The following is a 21,993-nucleotide window of genomic DNA, read 5'->3' as shown; positions in this document are numbered from 1 at the left end:
TACCCCGTGTCACGGGGCATGCGGCGCTTCTTTGTCTTTTATGGCCGTACATCTGCCGGGGTTGAATTGTCATGAGTGAACTGGATCGTTACCTGCAAGCCGCTACCCGCGATAACACCCGTCGCAGTTATCGGGCAGCGATTGAGCATTTCGAGGTGCAGTGGGGCGGGTTCCTGCCGACGACGGCGGAGAGCGTGGCCCGTTATCTCGCGGCCTACGCCGGGGAGTTGTCGATCAACACCCTGAAGTTGCGCCTTTCTGCCCTGGCTCAATGGCACAACAGCCAGGGCTTTGCCGATCCGACCAAGGCGCCCGTGGTACGCCAAGTGTTCAAGGGCATTCGTGCATTGCATCCAGTGCGTGAGAAACAAGCCGAGCCCTTGCAGTTACGACACCTGGAGCAGGTGATTGGCTGGCTTGACGAGGAGGGCGCAGCCGCTGCCGCCGAAGGCCGTCAGGCCGACCTGTTGCGAGCACGCCGCGACCGGGCGCTGATCCTGCTGGGGTTCTGGCGGGGTTTTCGCAGTGACGAACTGTGTCGCTTGCAGATCGAGCATGTGCAGGCTGTGGCCGGTTCCGGCATCAGCCTCTATCTGCCGCGCAGCAAGGGTGATCGCGACAATCTGGGGCGCACTTTTCACACGCCGGCGCTGCAGCGCTTATGCCCGGTGCAGGCCTATGTCGACTGGATCAACAGCGCCGCACTGGTGCGCGGTCCGGTGTTTCGCAGCATCGACCGCTGGGGCCACCTGAGCGAACAGGGGTTGCACGCCAATAGCGTGATTCCATTGCTGCGCCAGGCCCTGGAGCGCGCTGGCATTGATGCCGAGCATTACACCAGCCATTCGTTGCGCCGTGGTTTTGCCACCTGGGCCCATCGCAGCGGGTGGGACCTCAAGTCCCTGATGAGCTATGTGGGCTGGAAGGACCTGAAGTCCGCCATGCGCTACGTGGAGGCCAGCCCGTTCATGGGCATGGCGCTGATTGACCCGCAGCCGGTCCGTCGGTAGTCAAAGGTTTCTTCTATTAATACTGTCGGCTGATAGTCAAAGCCAATCGATAGCATCAGGTTTGCCAATGAGCCAAGCGGCAAGTCATTGGTTAGGATTCTCCCCATCAAGTTTTCACCCAATGTTTTCAACCACTGATGGAGAGTCAACGATGCCTATCATCAACAGCCAAGTTAAACCGTTCAAAGCTACCGCATTCAAAAACGGCGCATTCGTCGAAGTGTCGGACGCTGATCTGAAAGGCAAATGGTCTGTCGTGTTCTTCTACCCGGCTGACTTCACCTTCGTTTGCCCAACCGAGCTGGAAGACCTGGCCGACAACTACGCCGAATTCCAGAAGCTGGGCGTTGAGATCTACAGCGTTTCCACCGACACCCACTTTGCTCACGCTGCCTGGCACAACACTTCGCCAGCCATCGGCAAGATCCAGTACACCATGATCGGCGACCCGACCCTGGCCATCTCCCGCAACTTCGACGTGCTGATCGAAGAAGCCGGTCTGGCTGACCGCGGCACCTTCGTGATCAACCCGGAAGGCCAGATCAAGATCGTTGAAATCAACGATGGCGGCGTAGGCCGTGACGCTTCCGAGCTGCTGCGCAAGATCAAGGCCGCTCAGTACGTTGCCGCTCACCCAGGCGAAGTCTGCCCAGCCAAGTGGAAAGAAGGCGAGGCCACTCTGGCTCCGTCCCTGGACCTGGTTGGCAAGATCTAAGTCCATGCATTACCCAAGGGCGGTGATCCGCACTTAAGTCAGCTGCACCCGCCCCCAAAACGCCCGGGCGAGATTCGCTCGGGCGTTTTTTTTTACCGAACCATCTCTTTATTCAGAACATGGAAATCGCCCGTATGTTGGACGCCAATCTTAAAGCTCAGTTGAAGTCATACCTGGAACGGGTCACCCAGCCGATCGAGATCGTCGCCTCCCTCGACGACGGTGCGAAATCCCAGGAAATGCTCGCGTTACTCAAAGACATTGTCAGTCTTTCCAACCAGATTACGTTGCTCGACAACGGTACCGATGGGCGCAAGCCGTCGTTCACGTTGAATCGCCCAGGAGGCGATATCAGCCTGCGTTTCGCCGGCATTCCCATGGGCCACGAATTCACTTCCCTGGTGCTGGCCCTGCTGCAAGTGGGCGGCCATCCGTCGAAAGCCAGTGCTGAAGTGATCGAGCAGATTCGCTCGCTCAAAGGCGAGTTCAACTTCGAAACCTACTTCTCGCTGTCCTGCCAGAACTGCCCGGACGTGGTCCAGGCCTTGAACCTGATGGCGGTGCTCAACCCGAACATCCGTCATGTGGCGATCGATGGCGCGCTGTTCCAGGCCGAAGTCGATGAGCGCAAGGTCATGGCGGTGCCCAGTGTCTACCTCAATGGCGTGAACTTCGGCCAGGGCCGCATGGGGCTGGAAGAGATCCTCGCCAAGCTCGACAGCGGTGCGGTAGAGAAGCAAGCGCAGAAGCTCAACGCCAAAGAGGCCTTTGATGTGCTGGTGGTCGGCGGCGGTCCAGCCGGTGCTTCGGCAGCCATCTACGCCGCTCGTAAAGGCATTCGTACCGGGGTCGCGGCCGAGCGCTTCGGCGGCCAGGTACTGGATACCATGGCCATCGAGAACTTTGTTTCGGTGAAAGAGACCGAAGGGCCAAAACTGGCCGCGGCACTGGAAGAGCACGTCAAGCAATACGACGTCGACATCATGAACCTGCAGCGAGCCAGTGCCCTGGTGCCGGCCAAGGAAGTGGGCGGCCTGCATGAGATTCAGTTTGAAAGCGGCGCTAGCCTGAAGGCCAAGTCGGTGATCCTGGCGACAGGTGCCCGCTGGCGTGAAATGGGTGTGCCGGGTGAGCAGGAGTACAAGGCCAAGGGCGTGTGTTTCTGCCCGCACTGCGATGGTCCGCTGTTCAAAGGCAAACGGGTGGCGGTGATTGGTGGCGGTAACTCCGGCGTCGAAGCGGCTATCGACCTGGCGGGTATCGTCAGCCACGTCACCTTGCTGGAGTTCGACAGCAAGCTGCGGGCCGACGCCGTGTTGCAGCGCAAGCTGTACAGCCTGCCCAACGTCAAGGTCATCACCAGTGCCCTGACCAGTGAAGTGAAGGGTGATGGGCAGAAGGTCACCGGCCTTGCCTACAAGGATCGCGATTCGGGTGAATTCCACACCGTGGACCTGGAAGGCATCTTTGTGCAGATCGGCCTGCTGCCCAACACCGACTGGCTCAAGGGCTCGGTAGAACTGTCGCCTCGTGGCGAGATCATCGTCGATGCCCGTGGCGAGACTTCGCTGCCCGGCGTATTTGCTGCCGGAGACGTGACCACAGTGCCCTACAAGCAGATCGTGATTGCGGTGGGCGAGGGCGCCAAGGCTTCCCTCAGTGCATTCGATCACTTGATCCGCACATCAGCACCGGCTTGATCGGCCGCTGAACAAACAAAACCCCATGAGCCTGGCTCATGGGGTTTTTTTATGGCTGCCTGGGTCGGCGCCGGTTTGCCAGTGAAGAGGCTGTTGGGCCTGGCGCAGTCCTTGCGGATGCGTTCGCTGGCAATCCAGTTCCTACGCAGGCCAGCTCTGCACCTGCATCGGGTTACAGCGGCGCTGGCTGGATGATCTCGACCCAGTAGCCATCCGGGTCCTTGATGAAGGCCAGGCTCTTCATGCGGCCGTCATTCAGGCGCTTCTGGAAGTCGCAGCCCAGGGTCTCGAAACGTTCGCAGGCGGCGACAATATCCGGCACCGAGATGCAGATATGGCCGAAGCCGCGCGGGTCGGTGTTGCCGTTGTGGTAGGCGAAATCCGGATCGTTCTCGGTGCCGTGGTTGTGGGTCAGTTCGAGAATCCCGGGGATCGACTTCATCCATTCGGTACGGGCCGCAGCGTCGGCCGGAATCTGTGACTTGTCCACCAGTGCGAGGAAGTACAGGCTGAATTCGGCTTCGGGGAAATCACGTTTTTCCACCAGGGAAAAGCCCAGGACCCGAGTGTAGAAGTCCAGGGAGCGAGTGATGTCCTTGACCCGCAGCATGGTGTGGTTGAAGACGAAACGAGCAGTGGCTGCGTCCGGTTGGGCGGTCACGCCAGGGAAAGTGTTGAGTTCGTTGAGGCTCATGGGCCCTCCAGAAGAAAGTGCGGCAAAGGCTGCCCGCGAGGGCGGGGAAGTCCTTGTCTGGCAATGGTTCGGACATCCTTGGAAGCGGGCAATGATACGCAACTGGACAGGATGGCGCCAAACCCAAAGCTCCTGATCTATTGCCCATTCCTGGCGCCGGGCTCAGACTTCAAGGCCAGTTTCTTTAGTGTGCCAATCCATGATCGAGTCGCTTAGAACCCAGGCTGTGGCCGTTTTGCTGTTGATGTTTGCGGGCGTTGTCCAGGCGCAACCGGAGGTGGCCTGGCCCGAGGGCTGGAGTGTGGAGCCAGTGCCGGTCCAGGAGGCGGATCAGGCTGCCCAGGTTTCCCGGCAGCGGGCGGTGAAGAACGATGCCGCGGGCAATCCGCAACTGGTCATGGAGTTGACCATGACCCAGGTGGAACGTGGGCATGTAGTCAATCTTCAAGGGGTATTGCTAGAGATGCGCAAGTCAGTGCAGAAGGACTTTGCCCGCAGTGGATATCAGAGTGTCTGTAACAAGATTCATGCTGCGCAGTTGAGTCGTCTGGACGCTCTGGAGACCACTTGTACCATTACCCAGAATGGGCGACATGTGTTGTCGCAAACACTGGTGGCGGCACTGGATGAGGATAAGGCTTATGTACTTTCATACGCCGGTCAGGCGGCGGCTTATGCCGATAGTCAGGATCAGATACTGGCTGTACGAAATAGCCTCAAACTCTAAGGAAAAATCTGAAACAGTCGGTTTGCTTTTCGCGTGTAGCGAGTTCGTTTTCGTGAAAGGCATTAAGCGAGTAGTTGCTTTGGGGGCTGGCTTTATAGCAAGGCCTATCGCGGGATGGCTGATTGCCATCGGTTGGGCTGGATCTTCCCTTAGATTCAAGTCGTAATAAGAATATTCTTATCAATGTAAAAGGCCCTGCATATGCAGGGCCTTTTTCAGGTGGCGGCTTTGTTCAAGCGCGCAGCCAGGAATCCACAGTGGCAGCACCGTACTGTTCTTTCCAGGCTTTCAGGCCGCGATGATTGCCGCCCTTGGTTTCAATCAGTTCACCGGTGTGCGGGTTCTGATAGACCTTCACCACGCGTGCGCGGCGCTGTTTAGGGGCGTTGGCTTGTGGCAGGCCACTTTTGCCCAGGTTGGGATCAAGGATTGCGATGATGTCACGCAAACTCTTGTCGTAGGATTTCATCAGGGCCTGAAGTTTCTCTTCGAACTCGATTTCCTTTTTGAGGCCGGCGTCGTTCTTCAGGGATTCAAGCTGCGCGAGCTGTTCTTGAAGTGCTTTTTCTGCAGCACGAAATTCAGCAAGTCTGGACAATATCTTCACTCCAATAGTCTATTTTGGCTGATACAAACCACAAACAAAGCTATAAGCCATAAGCCGGTTAAGGCTCGATTAAGTGGCCTACCTGTGAATCTTGTACAGGCGGGAAAAATTGTAGTAGTTAATGGCGCAAGAGTAAATCAGGTTGTTCTTGTTCAAGCCTGTATTTGCCAATTGAATCAAATTGGTGCGTATCCCGAGTTACCGTAGTCGAGCACTTAATGTTCTGACATGGCTATTTAATGGCGCGCCAGGGCCGCAACAAATTCTGCACTGGGCATGGGGCGCCCAAATAAATAACCCTGCAGGAAATCCACGCCTTGAGCCGCCAGGTAATCCCGCTGCTCGGCAGTTTCAATACCTTCGGCGACGATGCCCAGATCGAGTTTGGCCGAGAGTTGAATAATGCTGTCGAGTATATGCAGCGACAGTGCGTCGGCACCGATCATGGCGACAAAGCTTTGATCGATCTTCAAGTAATCGACATTGAACTGACGCAGATAACCCAGGCTGGAATGCCCGGTGCCGAAGTCGTCGATGGCGATCATTACCCCGAGTTCATGCAGAGCGGCAAACAGCTGCTGGGTGGTGGTCGTGGGCTCGATCAGTTCGCGTTCGGTCAACTCCAGCACCAGGATCACCTTGCCGGGAGGGAAGGCGGCGAGAAACTCCCGGCAGTCCTCCAGCAACTGCAAGTCATGGCAGTGACTGGCAGTGATGTTGATGCCGATATGAAAACCGTCGGTGAAGCTGGCGGCGTGGGGAGCCAGCACCTGCATCGTCTGCTGCATCAGCGAACGGGTCATGGGCACGATCAGCCCCGAATGTTCGGCGAAAGGGATGAACAGGTCCGGACGCACGACTCCCTCTCGCGGATGTTGCCAGCGCATCAGCACTTCGATACCAGCCCATTGCAGCGTGTCACCGCGCACCACCGGCTGAAAGTATGGAATGAACTCCCGGGCTTCCAGTGCCCGGCGCAATTCATGGCTGGGAGAGGCGGAGCGCTTCTGTAACCAGTGGGCCAGGACACCAGCGCCGGCACCGAGAAAGACCAGCAGGCTGAACAACGCCGGGTACTGGCTTTTCATGTATTTCCAGATGTCCCCCTCGGGAAATCCTGTACTGACGCTGTAGGGATAACGCGATGAACTCAGATGCTGGGGGGCCACTGCTGCCAGTGGCGGTGCGCCGTCGTGGACCCCGCCATCACTGGACAGCCAATGCTCGCCCACCTGCAGCCGCAAATGGGCGAAGCGGCTGATCAGGCGCAGGGCGTTGGTCAGGTGATAACCGTCGATGGTCGCCAGGGCCGAGCGCTCCCCCTCACTCAAGCGGTAGACCAGCAGCGCGGTGTTGGGGGTGACGGGATTGCCATTCATGAGCCAGAGCCGGCCGTCAACGTAATCCCGGGGATCGAGGGGCACCGGATAGCTGCCCAGCAATGAACTGCAATAGTTGTTGTTGCGCCACACCAGGTTGGTCGAGCGCACGAATGGTCGGCGAGTCACTTGGTCCCTCAGGGCCAGTTGCCGCACCTCGTCGCACTCCAGGCCTGCCTGGGGCAGCAGCGCCCTGGCGGCAATATCGGTGTTGTCCAGCATCAGGTCGAACTGGCGGATGGCTTCCTCGGCGGTTTCCAGGCTGCTGCGCACCAGCGCTCGTTCGGCCTGGGCGTAGAAAATGACGGCCCCCAGTCCGATGGGAAGCACAATCGCCAACACTGTCCAGAGTCTGCGGGTAGAACGCTTGAGCGGACCTTTGGCGGTCAGGGGCATGGATCGAACCTGTGGCGGAGGAGGGGCGGGCCAGCGTCTGGCTGCCGCAGCGGGGGCGGCAGCCTCCTGACGTTGTCTGGATCATCGCAGGATAGACGGCTTTGGATGACGATACAGACGTTGCGCATGCTGGATGAAGGCCAGTGTCGCCGGCGATGCCTGGCGCCGATCGAGCACGGCGATCCCCACTTGGCGCCGCACCGGCGGCGACAGGGGCTTGCTCCCATAGCGGGCGTCCGCAGTCGGGGGCAAGGACAGCTCGGCCAGAATGCTCAAGGCGTCACCCCGGGCCACGGTTTCCAGGGTGCTGAGCAGTTGCGAACTGCGGTAGCGGATGTTGGGGCTCAGGCCGGCGCCGATGAACAAGCGCGTAACCAGCTCGGCCGAGCCGGCTTCGGTCAGCACGAAGGGATCGTGACACAGCTGTTCGAGGCGGATCTCTTGCTCCCGGGCCAGGGCATGGCCTGCGGGAATCAGCGCCATCAACTGGTCCTCGATCAGGGCGAAGGTGTCGAAACGCTCCTCGGGCAACACCACGAAGCCCACGTCGACCCGTCGCTCCTCCAGCCATTGCAGCACCTGGCGATCCGGCCCCTCGTCGATATGCACCTCGATTCCCGGATGCTCGCGCCGGTACTCCTCGAGGATGGATGGCAACAGGCGCATGGAGGAGGTGGGGCCAAAGGAGCCGATGCGCAAGGTGCCGCGCTTCATGCCCCGAGCATCGGCGGCCTCCTGTTCCAAGGTCGCCGCCAGCCCCAGCATGGCCCGGGCCCGCAGTAACAGTTGGCCACCAATATCGGTGAGTTCGACCTGGGCCTGATGGCGGCGGAACAGTTCGACCCCCAGTTCCTGTTCCAGGGACTTGATGGCGTGGGACACGGCCGACTGGGTGATGCCCAGGCGCGTGGCGGCGCTGGTAAAACCCGCCAGTTCGGCCACCCGGGAGAAGATCTCCAATTGGGTCAGGGTCATGAGTAAAAGCTCATTTTACGATGATGAGCTATTAGACAAAGAATGACCTCACAGCACAAATTCACGACCCCAGAGCAGCATGATCATGAGTGAAAGCAGTATTAGCGGCCCCCTGGCGGCCGATCGCGGGGACCTGGCGGTCTATTGCAAACTGGCGGCAGTGACCATGATCTGGGGCGGCACCTTCGTCGCCGGGCGTTACCTGGCCGGCGGGCTTTCCCCCTGGCTGGCTGCCAGCCTGCGCTTCTTGCTCGCCAGCCTGGCCCTGCTTGGCTTCATGGCGGTGGCGCGCATTGCCCTGGCCCGACCCAGCCTCAAGCAGCTCGGCCAACTGGCGCTCCTGGGGTTCTTCGGCATCTTCTTCTACAACCTGTGCTTCTTCCTCGGCCTGCAACAGGTCAACGCCTCGCGGGCGTCCTTGATCGTGGCGCTCAATCCTGCGGTGATTGCCCTGGCGTCCTGGGCACTGTTCAAGGAGCGCCTGAGCCGGCGCAAGTTGTTGGGCATCCTGTTGTGCCTGAGTGGCGCGGCCCTGGTGATCTGCAGTCGCGATCCTTCGGCCCTGGCTGCCGGGGCAGGGGGCTGGTATGGCGACCTGCTGATACTCGGCTGCGTCCTGGGTTGGGGGGTGTACTCGCTGTTTTCCAAAGGCCTCAATCAGCACCTTGGCCCGTTGCAGACCGTTACCTATTCGATCCTGATGGGAACCCTGATGCTGTGGGTTGCAACCCTGGCCCGGGGCGAGTTCGACCTGCATGCCATTGTCCGCCTGGACCTGAGCCAGGGCTTGAGCCTGCTGTACCTGGGCGTCCTGGGGTCCGCGCTGGCCTACATCTGGTACTACGACGGCCTGCGACGCATCGGTGCCACCCGCTCCGGAGTGTTCATTGCCCTCAACCCGCTGACGGCAGTGCTGCTGGGCGCACTGTTGCTGGAAGAGCAACTGAGCCTGGTGATGGGATTGGGCGGGGTGTTGATTCTCGGCGGCATCTACCAGTGCAACAAACCCCTTGCGGGCCAGGCGAAAAAGGCGATTTTATAGAGAATGCGGACAAAGGCTTTTACGCTGTGTAGAATCCGGTTACGCATACAATAATAAAGTCTTCTGGCAGCAGAAGCCTCGTCCCCCAGCCTGTAAGACAGGGTCGAAATGAAGATTCTCGGGTTTCAACTGATCTACGGTGACTTCCTCGCCCGCAGCGTGCGGGGCATCTCCTGCGCACCGCCTTCTTTCCTCAGCATTGATAGCAACTAACGATCCGTTAATTCTAAAAATATGATGAGGCGCCAACCATGGCAGATATCTTCGAAAACCCAATGGGCCTGATGGGCTTTGAATTCATCGAATTCGCATCGCCTACCCCCAATACCCTCGAACCGATCTTCGAGATCATGGGTTTCACCAAAGTCGCGACCCATCGTTCAAAAGACGTGCATCTGTACCGCCAGGGTGCGATCAACCTGATCCTCAACAACGAACCCCACAGCGTCGCCTCGTACTTCGCCGCTGAACACGGCCCGTCGGTATGCGGCATGGCGTTCCGGGTCAAGGATTCGCAGAAGGCCTACAAGCGTGCCCTGGAACTGGGCGCCCAGCCGATCCACATTGAAACCGGGCCGATGGAGTTGAACCTGCCGGCAATCAAGGGCATCGGCGGCGCGCCGTTGTACCTGATCGACCGTTTCGGTGAAGGCAGCTCGATCTATGACATCGACTTCGTGTTCCTCGAAGGCGTGGACCGCAACCCACCGGGTGCCGGCCTGAAGATCATCGACCACCTGACCCACAACGTGTATCGCGGGCGCATGGCCTATTGGGCCGGCTTCTACGAGAAGCTGTTCAACTTCCGCGAGATCCGTTACTTCGACATCAAGGGCGAATACACCGGCCTGACCTCCAAGGCCATGACCGCTCCGGATGGCATGATCCGCATCCCACTGAACGAGGAATCGTCCAAGGGCGCCGGGCAGATCGAAGAGTTCCTGATGCAGTTCAACGGCGAGGGCATCCAGCACGTGGCCTTCCTCACCGACGATTTGGTGAAGACCTGGGACGCGCTGAAGAAGATCGGCATGCGCTTCATGACCGCGCCGCCGGAAACCTACTACGAGATGCTCGAAGGCCGCCTGCCGAACCACGGCGAGCCGGTCAACGAGTTGCAGTCCCGCGGCATCCTGCTGGACGGCTCTTCGGAAGCTGGCGACAAGCGCCTGCTGCTGCAGATCTTCTCGGAAACCCTGATGGGGCCGGTATTCTTCGAATTCATCCAGCGTAAAGGCGACGATGGTTTCGGCGAGGGCAACTTCAAGGCACTGTTCGAATCGATCGAACGCGACCAGGTGCGTCGTGGGGTACTGGCCACCGAGTAACCCTCGGCAGGCTTGAACACAGAGCCCGATCAGGTCCTGCCTGATCGGGCTTTATATTGCCTGTCGGTTGGCGATAGTGAATGTGTTAATGTTTGCACCTTTGTTTCCCAGCCCTTGACCGATGCCTCGATGAACACACCCAGACCGTCCCTGACCTTGACCCTGTTGCAGGCCCGTGAGGCCGCCATGGCCTTTTTCCGCCCCTCGCTGAACCAGCACGACTTGACCGAGCAGCAATGGCGGGTCATCCGCATCCTGCGCCAGAACGGTGAGCTGGAGAGCCACCAGCTGGCAAAGATGGCCTGCATCCTGCCGCCGAGTATGACCGGCGTGCTGACCCGCCTGGAGCGTGACGAGTACGTCAGCCGCCGCAAATCCCCGGAAGACCAGCGCCGCCTGTTCATCACCCTGACCGATAAGGGCCAGGCGTGTTTCGAGTCCATGAGCGGCGACATGGAAATCAACTACCAGAAAATCCAGCAGCAATTTGGCGAGGACAAGATGCAGGCCTTGCTGGCCCTGCTCAATGAGCTCAAGCAGATCAAGCCCTGATCCCCAGCGGCGCCCGAACCTGGCCTGCCCAGGCCCATGCGTGCGCGTCGATCAGTTGCGGCGCTGGCGCAGCAGGTGCCTGACCCCTTCGAGCACCAGCACCAGCACCGCCAGCCAGACCGGAATGTAAGTCAGCCATTCCCCGGCCTTGATGCTTTCCCCCAGCAGCAGGGCGACAAACAGCAGCAACACCGGCTCCACATAACTGAGCAGGCCGAACAGGCTGAAGGCCAGCAAGCGACTGGCGATGACGTAGCACGCCAGCGCCGAGGCGCTGATCACCCCCAGCAGAGGAATCAGCAGGTACAGGCCGGGATGGCTGTCCACCACGGCAAATCCCTGTTCGCCGCCTTGCACAAACCACAGTGCCACCGGGATCAACAGCGCCATGTCCAGCCACAGGCCACCCAGATGATCGGTGCCCAGGCGACGCCGCAGGACGAAATACGCCGGGTAGCCCACGGCCACCACCAGGGTCGCCCAGGAAAAACTGCCCACTTGATACAGCTCGTTGAGCACCCCGAGGCAGGCCAGCAGCGTGGCCACTTTCTGCAGGCGCGATAGACGCTCGCCATACACGATGCGTCCGGTCAGGACCATGGTCAGCGGCAGCAGGAAGTACCCCAGTGACACATCCAGGCTGTAGCCGTTGAGTGGCGCCCACATGAACAGCCAGAGCTGCACCCCCACCAGGGCCGACGACAGCAGCAGCACCAGGCTCAGCAGCGGTTTGCTTGCCATCTGGCGCAGCACTTGGCCGACCCGGTGCCACTCGCCGCTGAAGATCATGAACAGGGTCATGCAGGGCAGCGTCAGCAGCATCCGCCAGCCGAAAATCTCCACCCCGGTCAGGGGCGTCAGCAGGGAGGTGTAGAAATACATGACGGCAAACAGCACCGACGCCAGGACCGATAACGCAATTCCTTTAGACACACTGTCCTCGTAATACCCGAACGCTCGGGACACATAGAAATAGGGGGGAGAAGCGAGGGGGAATATAGAGGGGCAGGCGCGAGTTTTTTGCTCTGATTGCGCCATCGTGGCGGGATTTTTTCTCGTTTATGGCCACAGTGCCGCCGAGCCTGCTGAGCCCAAGGCCGGTGGCGCGCGCCTTTGCGCCGCCACCGGTAGCGTTCAGCCCAGGTGCGGAAAACGACCGGAGACGAAATGACTCACATCGTTGAAGCCCGGGGTCGAGGCGTGCCCCGGGGTCACCAGGGCGTCGATGAAGGCTTCGTCCTCAGGGCTGATCTTCACCTGAAGGGCCCGGGTGTAAGCGTCCCACTGGGCTTCGGTGCGCGGGCCGACAATGGCCGAACTCACTGCCTGGTTGTTCAGCACCCAGGCGATGGCGAACTCGACGATGCCGACCCCGCGGCCCTGGGTGTATGCCTGGATCTGCTGGGCGATGCGCAGGGATTCCACTCGCCACTCGGTCTCCAGGATGCGCTTGTCCTGGCGTCCGGCGCGGCTGCCGCTGTCCGGGGCCACGTCCGGCGCGTACTTGCCACTTAGCACGCCACGGGCCAGGGGGCTGTAAGGCACCACGCCGAGGCCATAGGCCTTGGCCGCGGTGATCTGCTCGCCCTCGGCCTGGCGGTTGACGATGTTGTACAGCGGCTGGCTGATGACCGGGCGGTCCACCCCCAACTGGTCGGCCACGCGAACGGCCTCGGCAATCCGCCAGCCCCGATAGTTGGACAGGCCCCAGTAGCGGATCTTGCCCTGGCGCAACAGGTCACCAATGGCCGAGATGCTCACTTGCAGAGGGGTGTTGTGGTCTTCGCGATGCAGGTAGTAGATGTCCAGGTAATCGGTGCCCAGGCGGGTCAGGCTGGCCTCGATGCCGTTGAAGATGTGCTTGCGGCTCAGGCCGCTGCGGTTGGGCAGACCATCCACCGGGCCGAACCCCACTTTGGACGCCAGCACCCACTCATGGCGGTGGCGGGCGATGGCTTCACCGACGATTTCCTCGGAGCGGCCCTGGGTGTAGACGTCCGCGGTGTCGATGAAGTTGATCCCCTGGTCCCAGGCCTTGTCGATGATGCGCAGCGAGTCTTCGGTGCTGGTCTGCTCGCCGAACATCATGGTGCCCAGGGTCAGGCTGGAAACCTTGAGACCGGAGTGGCCGAGGGTGCGATAGCTCATGGGCGAAATCCTTGTGCTAGAAGGGTGGCCAGGGCATTTCCGGCCATTGGGGGCGACCATCAGATACCACAACGCCCGGGTTCTGCAATGCCTGAATGGCGCTTCCTCGCAGGAGCCCGCCTGCCGGCAAAGGCCCCCGTGAGATCGCCTTCGCTGGCAAGCCAGCTCCTGCAAGGAGGTTCTGTAGGAGCCGGCTTGCCGGCGAACCGCGCAGCGGCCAGCCGCCCCGGGCCGGTGCTGGTCAGGGGCACAGCGCCCGACAGCGCTGCAACACAAAGCTGTGCAGCAGGCGCACCCGCTCGGAAACCTGCAGGCGATGGGGACACAGCAGATTGAACGGCGCCAGTTCCCCTTGCCAGTCGTCGAGCAGCGGCACCAGGCGCCCGGCGCGGATATCCTCGGCCACATCCAGCCGGGCCTTGTAGACAATGCCGTGGCCGGCCAGGGCCCAGCGCCGCGCTACTTCACCGTCGTCGCACAAATAGTCGCCGCGCACGGGCACCTCGCGAGTCTCGTCGCCACGGCTGAAACGCCAACTGTCATAGGGCTGGCCGTTACGCAGGTAGAGCAGGGCACTGTGGTGCGACAGGTCTTCGGGTGACTGCGGGGTGCCGCAACGGGCCAGGTAAGCCGGGCTGGCGCACACCAGGCGGCGATGTTCAGGGAGGATCGGCAGCGCCACCAGGCTCGAGTCCGCCGGCACGCCAAAGCGCAGGGCTACATCCACGGTGTCGCGGAACAGGTCGGCATGGCGATCGTTGAGCCGCAGTTGCAGGCGCAGTTGCGGGTGCTCGGCCTTGAACTCGTCAAGCCAGGGCAGCAGCGCGTTGCGTCCGAAATCCGAGGGCGCCGACAGTTGCAGCACACCGGCCAGGCCCTGGCTCTGCTGCTTGAGCGCCTGCTCACCGTCCTCCAGGTTGGCCAGGGCCAGACGCACGCTTTCCAGGTAGCGGCGCCCCTCTTCGGTCAGGCGCATGCTGCGGGTGGAGCGCGCCAGCAGGCGGCTGCCGAGGCGGGTTTCCAGGCGTTTGAGGGCGATGCTGGCGGCCGCGGCCGTCATGCCCAGGGAGCGGGCGGCGGCGGAAATGCTCCCGGAATCGGCCGTGCGCACGAAAATTTCCAGGTCGAGGATTGAGCTCATTAGTAAAAATCCTTTAAAGATCTTTGCGTTTTAGCGGGATTTTTCCTCGATTGGCAAACTGTGAAGATGCAATCACCTTTACATGACCCAGGTGATCGCAATGACTCTTTCCAATCCAAGCTTGCAGCACAAGACCGTGGTGGTGATTGGCGCCGGCAGCGGCATCGGTGCTGCCGTGGCCCGTCAGGCGGCCGCACGCGGGGCCAAGGTGGTACTCGCCGGGCGCAGCCTCGAAGCCTTGCAACGGCAGCAGGCGCAGTTGCCGCCCTCAGCCCGCAGCCTCGCCGTGGACATCACCGACGCCGCCAGCCTCGGTGATCTGTTCAGCGCCGTGGGCGCCTTTGAACATCTGGTGATCAGTGCCGGTCCGGCGATCACCGCCAAGCCCCTGGCCGACACCGATCTGCTGGATGCCCAGCGGGCGTTCGAGGTGAAGTTCTGGGGCGTGTGGCGCGCGGTCCAGGCGGCGCTGCCCCATCTGGCGGCTCAAGGCAGCATCGGCCTGACCTCAGGTTTGCTGTCACGCAAAATGGTCCCCGGACAAGTGCTCAAGACCACCCTCAATGCCGCCCTCGAAGCCCTGGGCAAGCACCTGGCCAAGGAGCTGGCGCCACGCCGGGTGAATGTCATCAGCCCTGGGGTCACCGCCACCGAAGCCTATGCCGGAATGTCCGAAGAGGCGCGTCAGGCGATGTTTGCGCGCACCGCCGCCAGCCTGCCGGTGGGCCGTGTCGGCCAGCCGGATGACATCGCCGCAGCCTTTATCCTGGCCATGGAGAACGGCTTTATCAGCGGCAGCCTGATCGACGTCGATGGCGGTGGCCTGCTATGAGCTGGCGCTTCGATCACCTGGCGTTCAACTGTGCCGAGGGCCAGGCGTTGCAGCAGGCATTCGCCGATCTGTTGGGCCTGCAAGCGGGACGGCGTCCACCGTTTCCCTTTCCCGGACGCTGGCTGTATCAGGACCGGCAGGCGCTGGTCCACGTCATCGAACAGGCCGATAGCCCAGAGCCGCAACTGAGTCACATCGCCTTCAGCACCCAGGACGCGGCCGAAGCCGTGTTGCAGCGGGTGCAAGCCAGTGGCCTGGAGCATCAGGTGGCGCAGGTCCCGGAAGACGGCATCTGGCAGATCTTTGTCCGTCTGCCCGGCGGCCTGGTGCTGGAGCTGGATGCTCCGGCGGCGGGGGAGTTGAGCATCAGCCACGACTACGCCCGGCACGGTGGTGCCCCGAGCTGAGGCCGGCCATGAAAAAGCCCGTTGGAGCAGAGGCTCGAACGGGCTTTTTTCGTTGCTGGGCTGTGTGTTGCCGGGGTTCAGCGGTTCAGGGTGCGGGTCATGCGCAGCGCCAGCAGGCTACCGCCGACAATCACCCCGGCCAGCAGGTACAGCGCGGCATCGGTGGAGCCGGTGCTGTCCTTGACCCAACCGACCAGGTAGGGGCTGAGGAAGCCGGCCATCTGGCCCATGGAGTTGATCAGCGCCAGGCCACCGGCCGCGGCTCCGGCACTGAGCAGGGCGGTGGGCACCGGCCAGAACATCGGCAGGCCGGTGAGGGCACCCATGGTGGCGAGGGTCAGGCCGAGGATGGCCAGGGCCGGGGTGCTGGCGAAGTTCACCGCGATCAGCAGGCCTACGGCGCCCATCAGCATCGGCACCACAAGGTGCCAGCGGCGCTCCTTGCGCAGGTCCGCCGAACGGCCCACCAGCAGCATGAACACCGCCGCCAGCAGGTAGGGAATCGCACTCAGCCAGCCGATCACCAGATTGTCGGCAAAGCCCAGGTTCTTGATGATCGACGGCAGCCAGAAGTTGATCGCGTAGACCCCGCTCTGGATGCAGAAATAGATCAGGCCGAAGGCCCAGATCGCCGGATTCTTGAACACGGCCGCCAGGGAATCGCTGGCGGTTTTCGGCTGGTTGGCGGCGTCCGCGGCCTGGTCGGCCTCCAGCACCGCGCGTTCAGCCGGCGTCAGCCACTTGGCGTGGGCGAAGCTGTCGCTGAGCAGGAAGAACGCCAGGGCGCCGAGTACCACCGTGGGAATGCCCTGCAGCAGGAACATCCACTGCCAGCCGGCGAGGCCGCCTTGTCCGGCCGCGAAGTGATTGAGAATCCAGCCGGAAAACGGGCTGCCCAACAACCCTGAGACCGGGATCGCCGACATGAACAGGGCCATGATCCGGCCCCGGCGGAAGGTCGGGAACCACTGCGAAAGGTACAGCACCACCCCGGGGAAGAAGCCGGCTTCGGCGGCTCCGGTGAACAGGCGCAAGGTATAGAACTGGGTCGGCGTGGTGACGAACAGCAGGCAGGTGGACAGGGTGCCCCAGCTGATCATCATCAGCGCGATCCAGCGCCGTGGGCCGAACCGGTTCAGCGCCAGGTTGCTCGGTACGCCGCACAGCACGTAACCGATAAAGAAGATCCCGGCGCCCAGGCCGTAGACCGTTTCACTGAATTTCAGGGCATCGAGCATCTGCAACTTGGCGAAGCCAACGTTGACCCGGTCGAGGTAGTTGAACAGATAGCAAACGAAGATGAAGGGGATCAGGCGCAGGGTGATGCGCTTGTAGACGGCGTGCTTGTCGTCAGCCTGGGCCAGTGGGGCAGCGGCGCTCTGTGACATGGAGTGTCTCTCTTTATTATGATTTTTTGCGGTGCAAGGGTAACGTTGACCGCCCCGAGAGTCTCAGTCACACCGAGGTCGCTGTCTTTGTGCCGGCGCACAGCGATTGGCCGCCGACCCTGTGCCACTGAACAACGTCCAAGGACCTTCCCTCTATGTTCGAACTCGATCATGACCTGGCGCAGGACATCGTCGACCGCACGATGGCCATCCTGCCCTACAACGTCAACGTCATGGACAGCCAGGGCTTGATCCTGGGCAGCGGCGAGCCGGAGCGCATCAACACCCGCCACGAAGGCGCGCAACTGGTGCTGGCCAACGGCCGGGTGGTGGAGATCGACGAGCCCACCGCGCGCCAGCTCAAGGGGGTGCAGCCGGGGATCAACCTGCCATTGCTGCACGACCAGCGGCTGATCGGCGTGCTGGGCATCACCGGCGATCCGGCCTTGCTGCGCACCTACGCCGAACTGGTGCGCATGACCGCCGAGATGCTGGTGAGCCAGCGCCACCAACAGGCCGAACAGCAATGGCGGCGCCAGCGTTGTGACGATCTGCTGGCCCTGCTGTTGAGCGACAGCGGCGACTCGCCACGGCTGGTGGATGAAGCCCGGCAGATGGGCCTCAAGCCGCAATTGGCGCGCACCCCTTACCTGTTCGAACTGGCGCCGGAGCAGCCCGTGGGGCAGGGCGTCGAGACCCTCAGCACCTGGCTGATGAGCCGCTACCCGGACAGCTGGTGCGTCAGTTCGTCAAAGACCTCCCTGCTCTGGTGTCGCCCGGCGAACTTCAGCCTGGACAACCCGCGCCTGCTGGAAAAACTCGACGGCCAGGGCTGGAACATCCTGCGGGTTGCCGTGGGCGGGCAGGCTGAGGGGCTGGCTGGATTGCGCCGTTGCTATCGTCGGGTCGGCGACCTGTTGGCCTACGGCCGCGACCTGCTGCCGGACTCGCGCCTGCTGACCCTCAACCGCTACCGTCTGCCGGTGATGCTCTGGCGCCACCGCAACGACGACGCCCTGGACGAGTTGCTGACACCGTTGCGCAAGGTGCTGGCCAAGGACAGCAACGGCCAGTTGCTGGCGACCTTGCGCAGCTGGTGCGACCACGATGGCCAGAGCCAGGCCTGCGCCGACGCCCTGGGCATTCACCGCAACAGCCTGCGCTACCGCATGGAGCGGATTGCCGAACTCAGCGGCGTCGACCCCTTGCGCCTGGACGGCATGCTGGCCCTGTACCTGGGGGTGCAATTGCTGCCCCCCAACACCGCTCAACACAATCCCCTGTAGCCGCTGCCGAGCCATGGCGAGGCTGCGCAAAGGCCCGCAGGGCCTTGCCTGGCAATCTCCCGTCAAACCTGCATCGCCTTCAAGCCCCTCGCGAGCGCTCCGCGCCCGTTCGCAGCCTGCGGCAGCGGCTACAGAGTCCAGGAGGATTTAACTGGTGTAGCCGCTGCCGAGCCATGGCGAGGCTGCGCAAAGGCCCGCAGGGCCTTGCCTGGCAATCTCCCGTCAAACCTGCATCGCCTTCAAAACCCTCGCGAGCGCTACGCGCTCGTTCGCAGCCTGCGGCAGCGGTTTCAACGCTAGGCGAGGTTGCGCCGTTGTAGCAATGAACAATAAAGCGCCCCCGGACTTGTGCAGCGGACCGGGGCCAGCGCCTGCGCCAAGTGGCAGCATGGCGGCACAAGAACCGGAGAACACCCCATGAAGATCATCATCGCCCCCGACTCGTTCAAGGACAGCCTGAGTGCCGAAGGCGTGGCCCAGGCCATTGCCCTGGGGCTGGCCGAGGTCTGGCCCGACGCCGAGCTACGTCAATGCCCGATGGCCGACGGCGGCGAGGGCACGGTGGAGTCGATTCTCGCCGCTTGTGACGGGCAGCTGCGCAGCCATCGGGTCCAGGGGCCGCTGGGGGCGACGGTCGAAGCCCGCTGGGGCTGGCTGCCCCAGAGTCACACGGCAATCATCGAAATGGCCGAGGCCAGCGGCCTGCAATTACTGGCGCTGGACCAGCGCGATGCCTGCAACAGCAGCACCTTCGGGACGGGGGAGCTGATCCTGGCCGCGCTGGAGGCCGGGGCCCAGCGCATCATCCTGGCCATCGGCGGCAGCGCCACCAACGACGGTGGCGCCGGTGCCCTGCAAGCCCTGGGTCTCAAATTGCTGGATCGCCAGGGTCAGGTACTGCCCCGGGGTGGTCTGGCCCTGGCTGATCTGGCCGGTATTGAGCTCGATGGCATGGACCCGCGTCTGGCCCAGGTGCGTTTTGAAATCGCCGCCGACGTCAACAACCCGCTGTGTGGCGAGCACGGTGCCTCGGCGATCTTCGGCCCGCAGAAAGGTGCCTCGCCGCAACAGGTGCAAGCGCTGGACCGGGCCCTGGGGCACTTCGCCGACCTGTGTGCCCAGGTGTTGCCCAAGGACCTGCGTGACGAACCCGGCAGCGGCGCGGCGGGCGGCCTGGGGTTTGCCGCCAAGGCGTTCCTCGGCGCGCAATTTCGCCCGGGGGTGGAAGTGGTGGCGGAGCTGGTGGGCCTGGAGCAGGCCATGCAGGGCGCCGATCTGGTGATTACCGGCGAAGGGCGTTTCGACGCCCAGACCCTGCGCGGCAAGACCCCCTTTGGCGTCGCACGTATTGCCCGGGAGCAGGGCGTTCCGGTGATCGTGATTGCCGGCACCCTGGGCGAGGGTTACCAGCAGATGTACGCCCACGGTGTGGACGCAGCCTTCGCCCTGACCAGCGGCCCCATGAGCCTGGAACAGGCCTGCCGCGAGGCCCCGCGCCTGCTGCGCGAACGCGCCGCCGACATCGCCCGGGTCTGGCGCCTGGCCCGCAACGCCCGCTAGATACTCGCTGGAGCTGGTCAGCGAAGTTGGTTAATTAGGGCCGGTGGTGGGCATATCCGCTGCTGCGGTAATGGCCGCTTAGGGTTTCGTTCTCACGGTGGCGGTTTGGGGGGCATATCCATTTCTGCGGGGGCGGCGGCTGGCGGTTTCGCCCTTACGGCGAGTCACTTTGGAGCCCCAAAGTAACCAAAGGGCTTTGCCCCTCCACTCGGTGCCTCGCCTAGGCTCGGCATGCCCGAACTCCGGCATTGATCCGTGGGCCGCCGCCACCGGCCATCCATGGCCGGGTGGCGGCTAACCCGGCATCCTTGCCGGGTTACCCACGGATCAATGCCTGCGTTCGGCCATCGTGGTTAACGGGGCGTTCAGATCAAGATCAAGATCAAGATCAAGAGCCAGACGGCGGCCTTGCGGCCGGCCTGAAGCAGGGGGGGCGGGGTGTTCCCAGTGAGCTGGCTGGCAAGCGAAGAGGCTGCCAGCCAGCGTTCGTCAGTAGACGCCGCCTTCGCTCGTGGGGGCGTCCAGGGTCTTGTACTGGCCGACCAGGCTCTGCAGGCCTTTCATCAGCACTGTGGTGTCTACCCCCACGGCCACGAAGTTGGCCCCCAGTTCGATGCAGCGCCGGGCCAGACGTTGATCGGCACTGAGAATCCCCGCAGCCTTGCCCGCCTGACGAATTCGCACGATGGCGTCTTCAATCGCGGCCACCACCTCGGGATGCCCGGGGTTGCCCCGCTGGCCCATGGCCGCCGACAGATCCGCCGGGCCGATAAACACGCCGTCGACTCCGTCCACCGCGAGAATCTCATCCAGGTTGCGCAGGCCTTCGAGGTTCTCGATCTGCACCAGCAGGCACATCTGCTCGTCCGCCTGATCCAGGTAGCCGGCGATGCTGTTCCAGCGCGATGCCCGGGCCAGGGCGCTGCCGACCCCGCGCACCCCCAGCGGCGGATAGTGCATGGCGCGCACCAGCTGACGTGCCTGTTCGGCGCTTTCCACCATGGGAATCAGCAGGGTCTGGGCGCCGATGTCCAGCAATTGCTTGATCAGCGCGGTATCGCCAATGGGCGGGCGGATGATGCCCTGGGCTGCATAGGGCGCGATGGCTTGCAGCTGCGCCAGCAGGCTGCGCAGATCGTTGGGCGCGTGTTCGCCGTCCAGCAACAGCCAGTCGAAACCGGCGTTGGCCGCCAGCTCGGCGCAGTAGCCGTCGGCCAACCCCAGCCACAGGCCGATCTGTGGTTCGCTGTGTTGCAGGCGTTGTTTGAACAGGTTTATCGGCATGTCCATGGCGGTCTCCTCAGACAAAACGGCAGGCGATGCTGCCCAACTGATCGTAGTCCACGTGGAAGACATCCCCAGGACGGGCGGCCACCGGGCGCGTGAAGGAGCCGCCAAGAATGATCTGCCCGGCTTCCAGGCCGACGTCGTAGGCCGCCAGCTTGTTGGCCAGCCAGGCCACGCCCTTGGCCGGGTGGTTGAGTACCGCGGCAGAGACCCCGGACTCCTCGATCACGCCATTGCGGTAGAGCACCGCCGGCACCTTGCGCAAGTCCACATCCCCGGGACGCACGGCGCGGCCACCCATTACCACCCCGGCGTTGGCGGCGTTGTCGGAAATGGTGTCGAACACCTTGCGGGTGGCCTGGGTCTGCGGGTCCAGCTGCTGGATGCGCGCGTCGATGATCTCCAGGGCCGGGATCACCCAGTCGGTGGCGTCCAGCACATCGAACAGCGTGCAGTGGGGGCCTTTCAAGGGTTTGCCGAGGATGAACGCCAGCTCCACCTCGACCCGGGGCACGATAAAGCGCTGAAAGGGAATGTCCGTGCCTTCATCGAACAGCATGTCGTCCAGCAAGGCGCCGAAATCCGGCTCGGTGATGTTGGACGATACCTGCATCGCCCGGGACGTCAGGCCGATCTTGTGGCCCACCAGCTTGCGGCCGTCGCGGATCTTCTGCTCCACCCAGCTGCGCTGGATGGCGTAGGCATCCTCGATGCTGATGTCGGGGTATTGCAGGGACAACTGGCCGATCTGTTCGCGGCTGCGTTCGGCAGCGTTGAGGCGCGCGGCGGCTTCTTGGATATCCGAAGGGCTGAGCATGG

21 protein-coding genes are annotated in these 21,993 nt (G+C 62.5%); 11 read left to right on the top strand and 10 right to left on the bottom strand.

Translation table 11 applies throughout. The features are described from left to right. Window positions 1-71 precede the first annotated feature (71 nt). The 3 genes from WIN67_RS17305 to ahpF all read left to right on the top strand — a co-directional run bounded on the left by WIN67_RS17305 (window position 72) and on the right by ahpF (window position 3,425). Window positions 72-1,010, top strand: coding sequence for a site-specific integrase (locus WIN67_RS17305; protein ID WP_102882611.1), 939 nt, complete (start codon window positions 72-74; stop codon window positions 1,008-1,010). Between the two features lie 151 nt (window positions 1,011-1,161). Then, entirely contained in the window at window positions 1,162-1,725 is a 564-nt protein-coding gene (gene ahpC, locus WIN67_RS17300; RefSeq protein WP_011061677.1) for an alkyl hydroperoxide reductase subunit C, read from the top strand. A gap of 134 nt (window positions 1,726-1,859) precedes the next feature. Beyond that, the gene (gene ahpF, locus WIN67_RS17295) at window positions 1,860-3,425 is read left to right on the top strand and encodes an alkyl hydroperoxide reductase subunit F (RefSeq protein WP_102863261.1); all 1,566 of its coding nucleotides are present in this window, start codon (window positions 1,860-1,862) and stop codon (window positions 3,423-3,425) included. A gap of 172 nt (window positions 3,426-3,597) precedes the next feature. Here ahpF and gloA read toward each other — a convergent pair whose 3' ends face one another. After that, on the bottom strand, window positions 3,598-4,119 hold the full coding sequence (gene gloA / locus WIN67_RS17290; protein ID WP_102863262.1) for a lactoylglutathione lyase: 522 nt from the start codon (window positions 4,117-4,119) through the stop codon (window positions 3,598-3,600). A 199-nt stretch (window positions 4,120-4,318) separates the two neighbouring features. Between gloA and WIN67_RS17285 the strand changes: the two genes are divergently transcribed. Next, a complete protein-coding gene (locus WIN67_RS17285) occupies window positions 4,319-4,846 on the top strand; it encodes a DUF4946 domain-containing protein (protein ID WP_339069530.1) in 528 nt (175 codons plus the stop codon). A gap of 232 nt (window positions 4,847-5,078) precedes the next feature. Here WIN67_RS17285 and WIN67_RS17280 read toward each other — a convergent pair whose 3' ends face one another. The 3 genes from WIN67_RS17280 to WIN67_RS17270 all read right to left on the bottom strand — a co-directional run bounded on the left by WIN67_RS17280 (window position 5,079) and on the right by WIN67_RS17270 (window position 8,203). Then, window positions 5,079-5,444 carry a histone-like nucleoid-structuring protein, MvaT/MvaU family gene (locus tag WIN67_RS17280; RefSeq protein ID WP_102863264.1) on the bottom strand — a complete coding sequence of 122 codons (366 nt, stop codon included), beginning with the start codon at window positions 5,442-5,444 and terminating at the stop codon, window positions 5,079-5,081. A gap of 245 nt (window positions 5,445-5,689) precedes the next feature. After that, window positions 5,690-7,228 carry an EAL domain-containing protein gene (locus WIN67_RS17275; protein ID WP_339069528.1) on the bottom strand — a complete coding sequence of 513 codons (1,539 nt, stop codon included), beginning with the start codon at window positions 7,226-7,228 and terminating at the stop codon, window positions 5,690-5,692. An 81-nt stretch (window positions 7,229-7,309) separates the two neighbouring features. Further along, window positions 7,310-8,203 carry a LysR family transcriptional regulator gene (locus WIN67_RS17270; protein WP_102863266.1) on the bottom strand — a complete coding sequence of 298 codons (894 nt, stop codon included), beginning with the start codon at window positions 8,201-8,203 and terminating at the stop codon, window positions 7,310-7,312. Between the two features lie 79 nt (window positions 8,204-8,282). Between WIN67_RS17270 and WIN67_RS17265 the strand changes: the two genes are divergently transcribed. The 3 genes from WIN67_RS17265 (at window position 8,283) to hpaR (ending at window position 11,125) form a co-directional block, all read left to right on the top strand. Further along, window positions 8,283-9,245, top strand: coding sequence for a DMT family transporter (locus tag WIN67_RS17265; RefSeq protein WP_422394618.1), 963 nt, complete (start codon window positions 8,283-8,285; stop codon window positions 9,243-9,245). 251 nt (window positions 9,246-9,496) lie between these two features. Further along, on the top strand, window positions 9,497-10,573 hold the full coding sequence (hppD, locus tag WIN67_RS17260) for a 4-hydroxyphenylpyruvate dioxygenase (protein WP_102882616.1): 1,077 nt from the start codon (window positions 9,497-9,499) through the stop codon (window positions 10,571-10,573). 129 nt (window positions 10,574-10,702) lie between these two features. Then, a complete protein-coding gene (gene hpaR / locus WIN67_RS17255; RefSeq protein ID WP_102863268.1) occupies window positions 10,703-11,125 on the top strand; it encodes a homoprotocatechuate degradation operon regulator HpaR in 423 nt (140 codons plus the stop codon). Between the two features lie 51 nt (window positions 11,126-11,176). Here the strand turns inward: hpaR and rarD are convergent, their stop codons facing one another. From rarD to WIN67_RS17240, 3 genes are all read right to left on the bottom strand, one after another. Beyond that, entirely contained in the window at window positions 11,177-12,058 is an 882-nt protein-coding gene (gene rarD / locus WIN67_RS17250) for an EamA family transporter RarD (RefSeq protein WP_339069524.1), read from the bottom strand. Between the two features lie 201 nt (window positions 12,059-12,259). Further along, window positions 12,260-13,273, bottom strand: a complete 1,014-nt coding sequence (locus WIN67_RS17245) for an aldo/keto reductase (RefSeq protein ID WP_317068888.1) — start codon at window positions 13,271-13,273, stop codon at window positions 12,260-12,262. A 241-nt stretch (window positions 13,274-13,514) separates the two neighbouring features. Next, window positions 13,515-14,414 (bottom strand): LysR family transcriptional regulator, encoded by a 900-nt coding sequence (locus WIN67_RS17240; RefSeq protein WP_306393791.1) that lies wholly within the window; start codon window positions 14,412-14,414, stop codon window positions 13,515-13,517. Between the two features lie 100 nt (window positions 14,415-14,514). Between WIN67_RS17240 and WIN67_RS17235 the strand changes: the two genes are divergently transcribed. Beyond that, entirely contained in the window at window positions 14,515-15,246 is a 732-nt protein-coding gene (locus tag WIN67_RS17235) for an SDR family oxidoreductase (protein WP_339069520.1), read from the top strand. Then, window positions 15,243-15,653 carry a hypothetical protein gene (locus WIN67_RS17230; RefSeq protein ID WP_339069518.1) on the top strand — a complete coding sequence of 137 codons (411 nt, stop codon included), beginning with the start codon at window positions 15,243-15,245 and terminating at the stop codon, window positions 15,651-15,653. The genes WIN67_RS17235 and WIN67_RS17230 overlap by 4 nt, the downstream gene beginning before the upstream one ends. 77 nt (window positions 15,654-15,730) lie before the next feature. On the opposite strand, the gene WIN67_RS17225 is transcribed toward WIN67_RS17230, so the two are convergent. Further along, entirely contained in the window at window positions 15,731-17,041 is a 1,311-nt protein-coding gene (locus WIN67_RS17225; protein WP_339069516.1) for an MFS transporter, read from the bottom strand. Window positions 17,042-17,196: 155 nt separating this feature from the next. Between WIN67_RS17225 and WIN67_RS17220 the strand changes: the two genes are divergently transcribed. Next, window positions 17,197-18,327, top strand: coding sequence for a sugar diacid recognition domain-containing protein (locus tag WIN67_RS17220; RefSeq protein ID WP_110596611.1), 1,131 nt, complete (start codon window positions 17,197-17,199; stop codon window positions 18,325-18,327). Window positions 18,328-18,744: 417 nt separating this feature from the next. Then, window positions 18,745-19,887, top strand: coding sequence for a glycerate kinase (locus WIN67_RS17215; protein WP_123394276.1), 1,143 nt, complete (start codon window positions 18,745-18,747; stop codon window positions 19,885-19,887). Window positions 19,888-20,376: 489 nt separating this feature from the next. Here WIN67_RS17215 and hpaI read toward each other — a convergent pair whose 3' ends face one another. Next, window positions 20,377-21,177, bottom strand: a complete 801-nt coding sequence (gene hpaI, locus WIN67_RS17210) for a 4-hydroxy-2-oxoheptanedioate aldolase (protein WP_265073271.1) — start codon at window positions 21,175-21,177, stop codon at window positions 20,377-20,379. A 10-nt stretch (window positions 21,178-21,187) separates the two neighbouring features. After that, the gene (hpaH, locus tag WIN67_RS17205) at window positions 21,188-21,991 is read right to left on the bottom strand and encodes a 2-oxo-hept-4-ene-1,7-dioate hydratase (protein WP_123394273.1); all 804 of its coding nucleotides are present in this window, start codon (window positions 21,989-21,991) and stop codon (window positions 21,188-21,190) included. Window positions 21,992-21,993 lie beyond the last annotated feature (2 nt).

The sequence above is a fragment of the Pseudomonas idahonensis genome (genome assembly GCF_037903935.1).
GTDB classification, from domain to species: Bacteria; Pseudomonadota; Gammaproteobacteria; order Pseudomonadales; family Pseudomonadaceae; genus Aquipseudomonas; species Aquipseudomonas danubii.
Note: the sequence above shows the minus strand (reverse complement) of the source record. Positions and strands in the feature narration are given on the sequence as shown.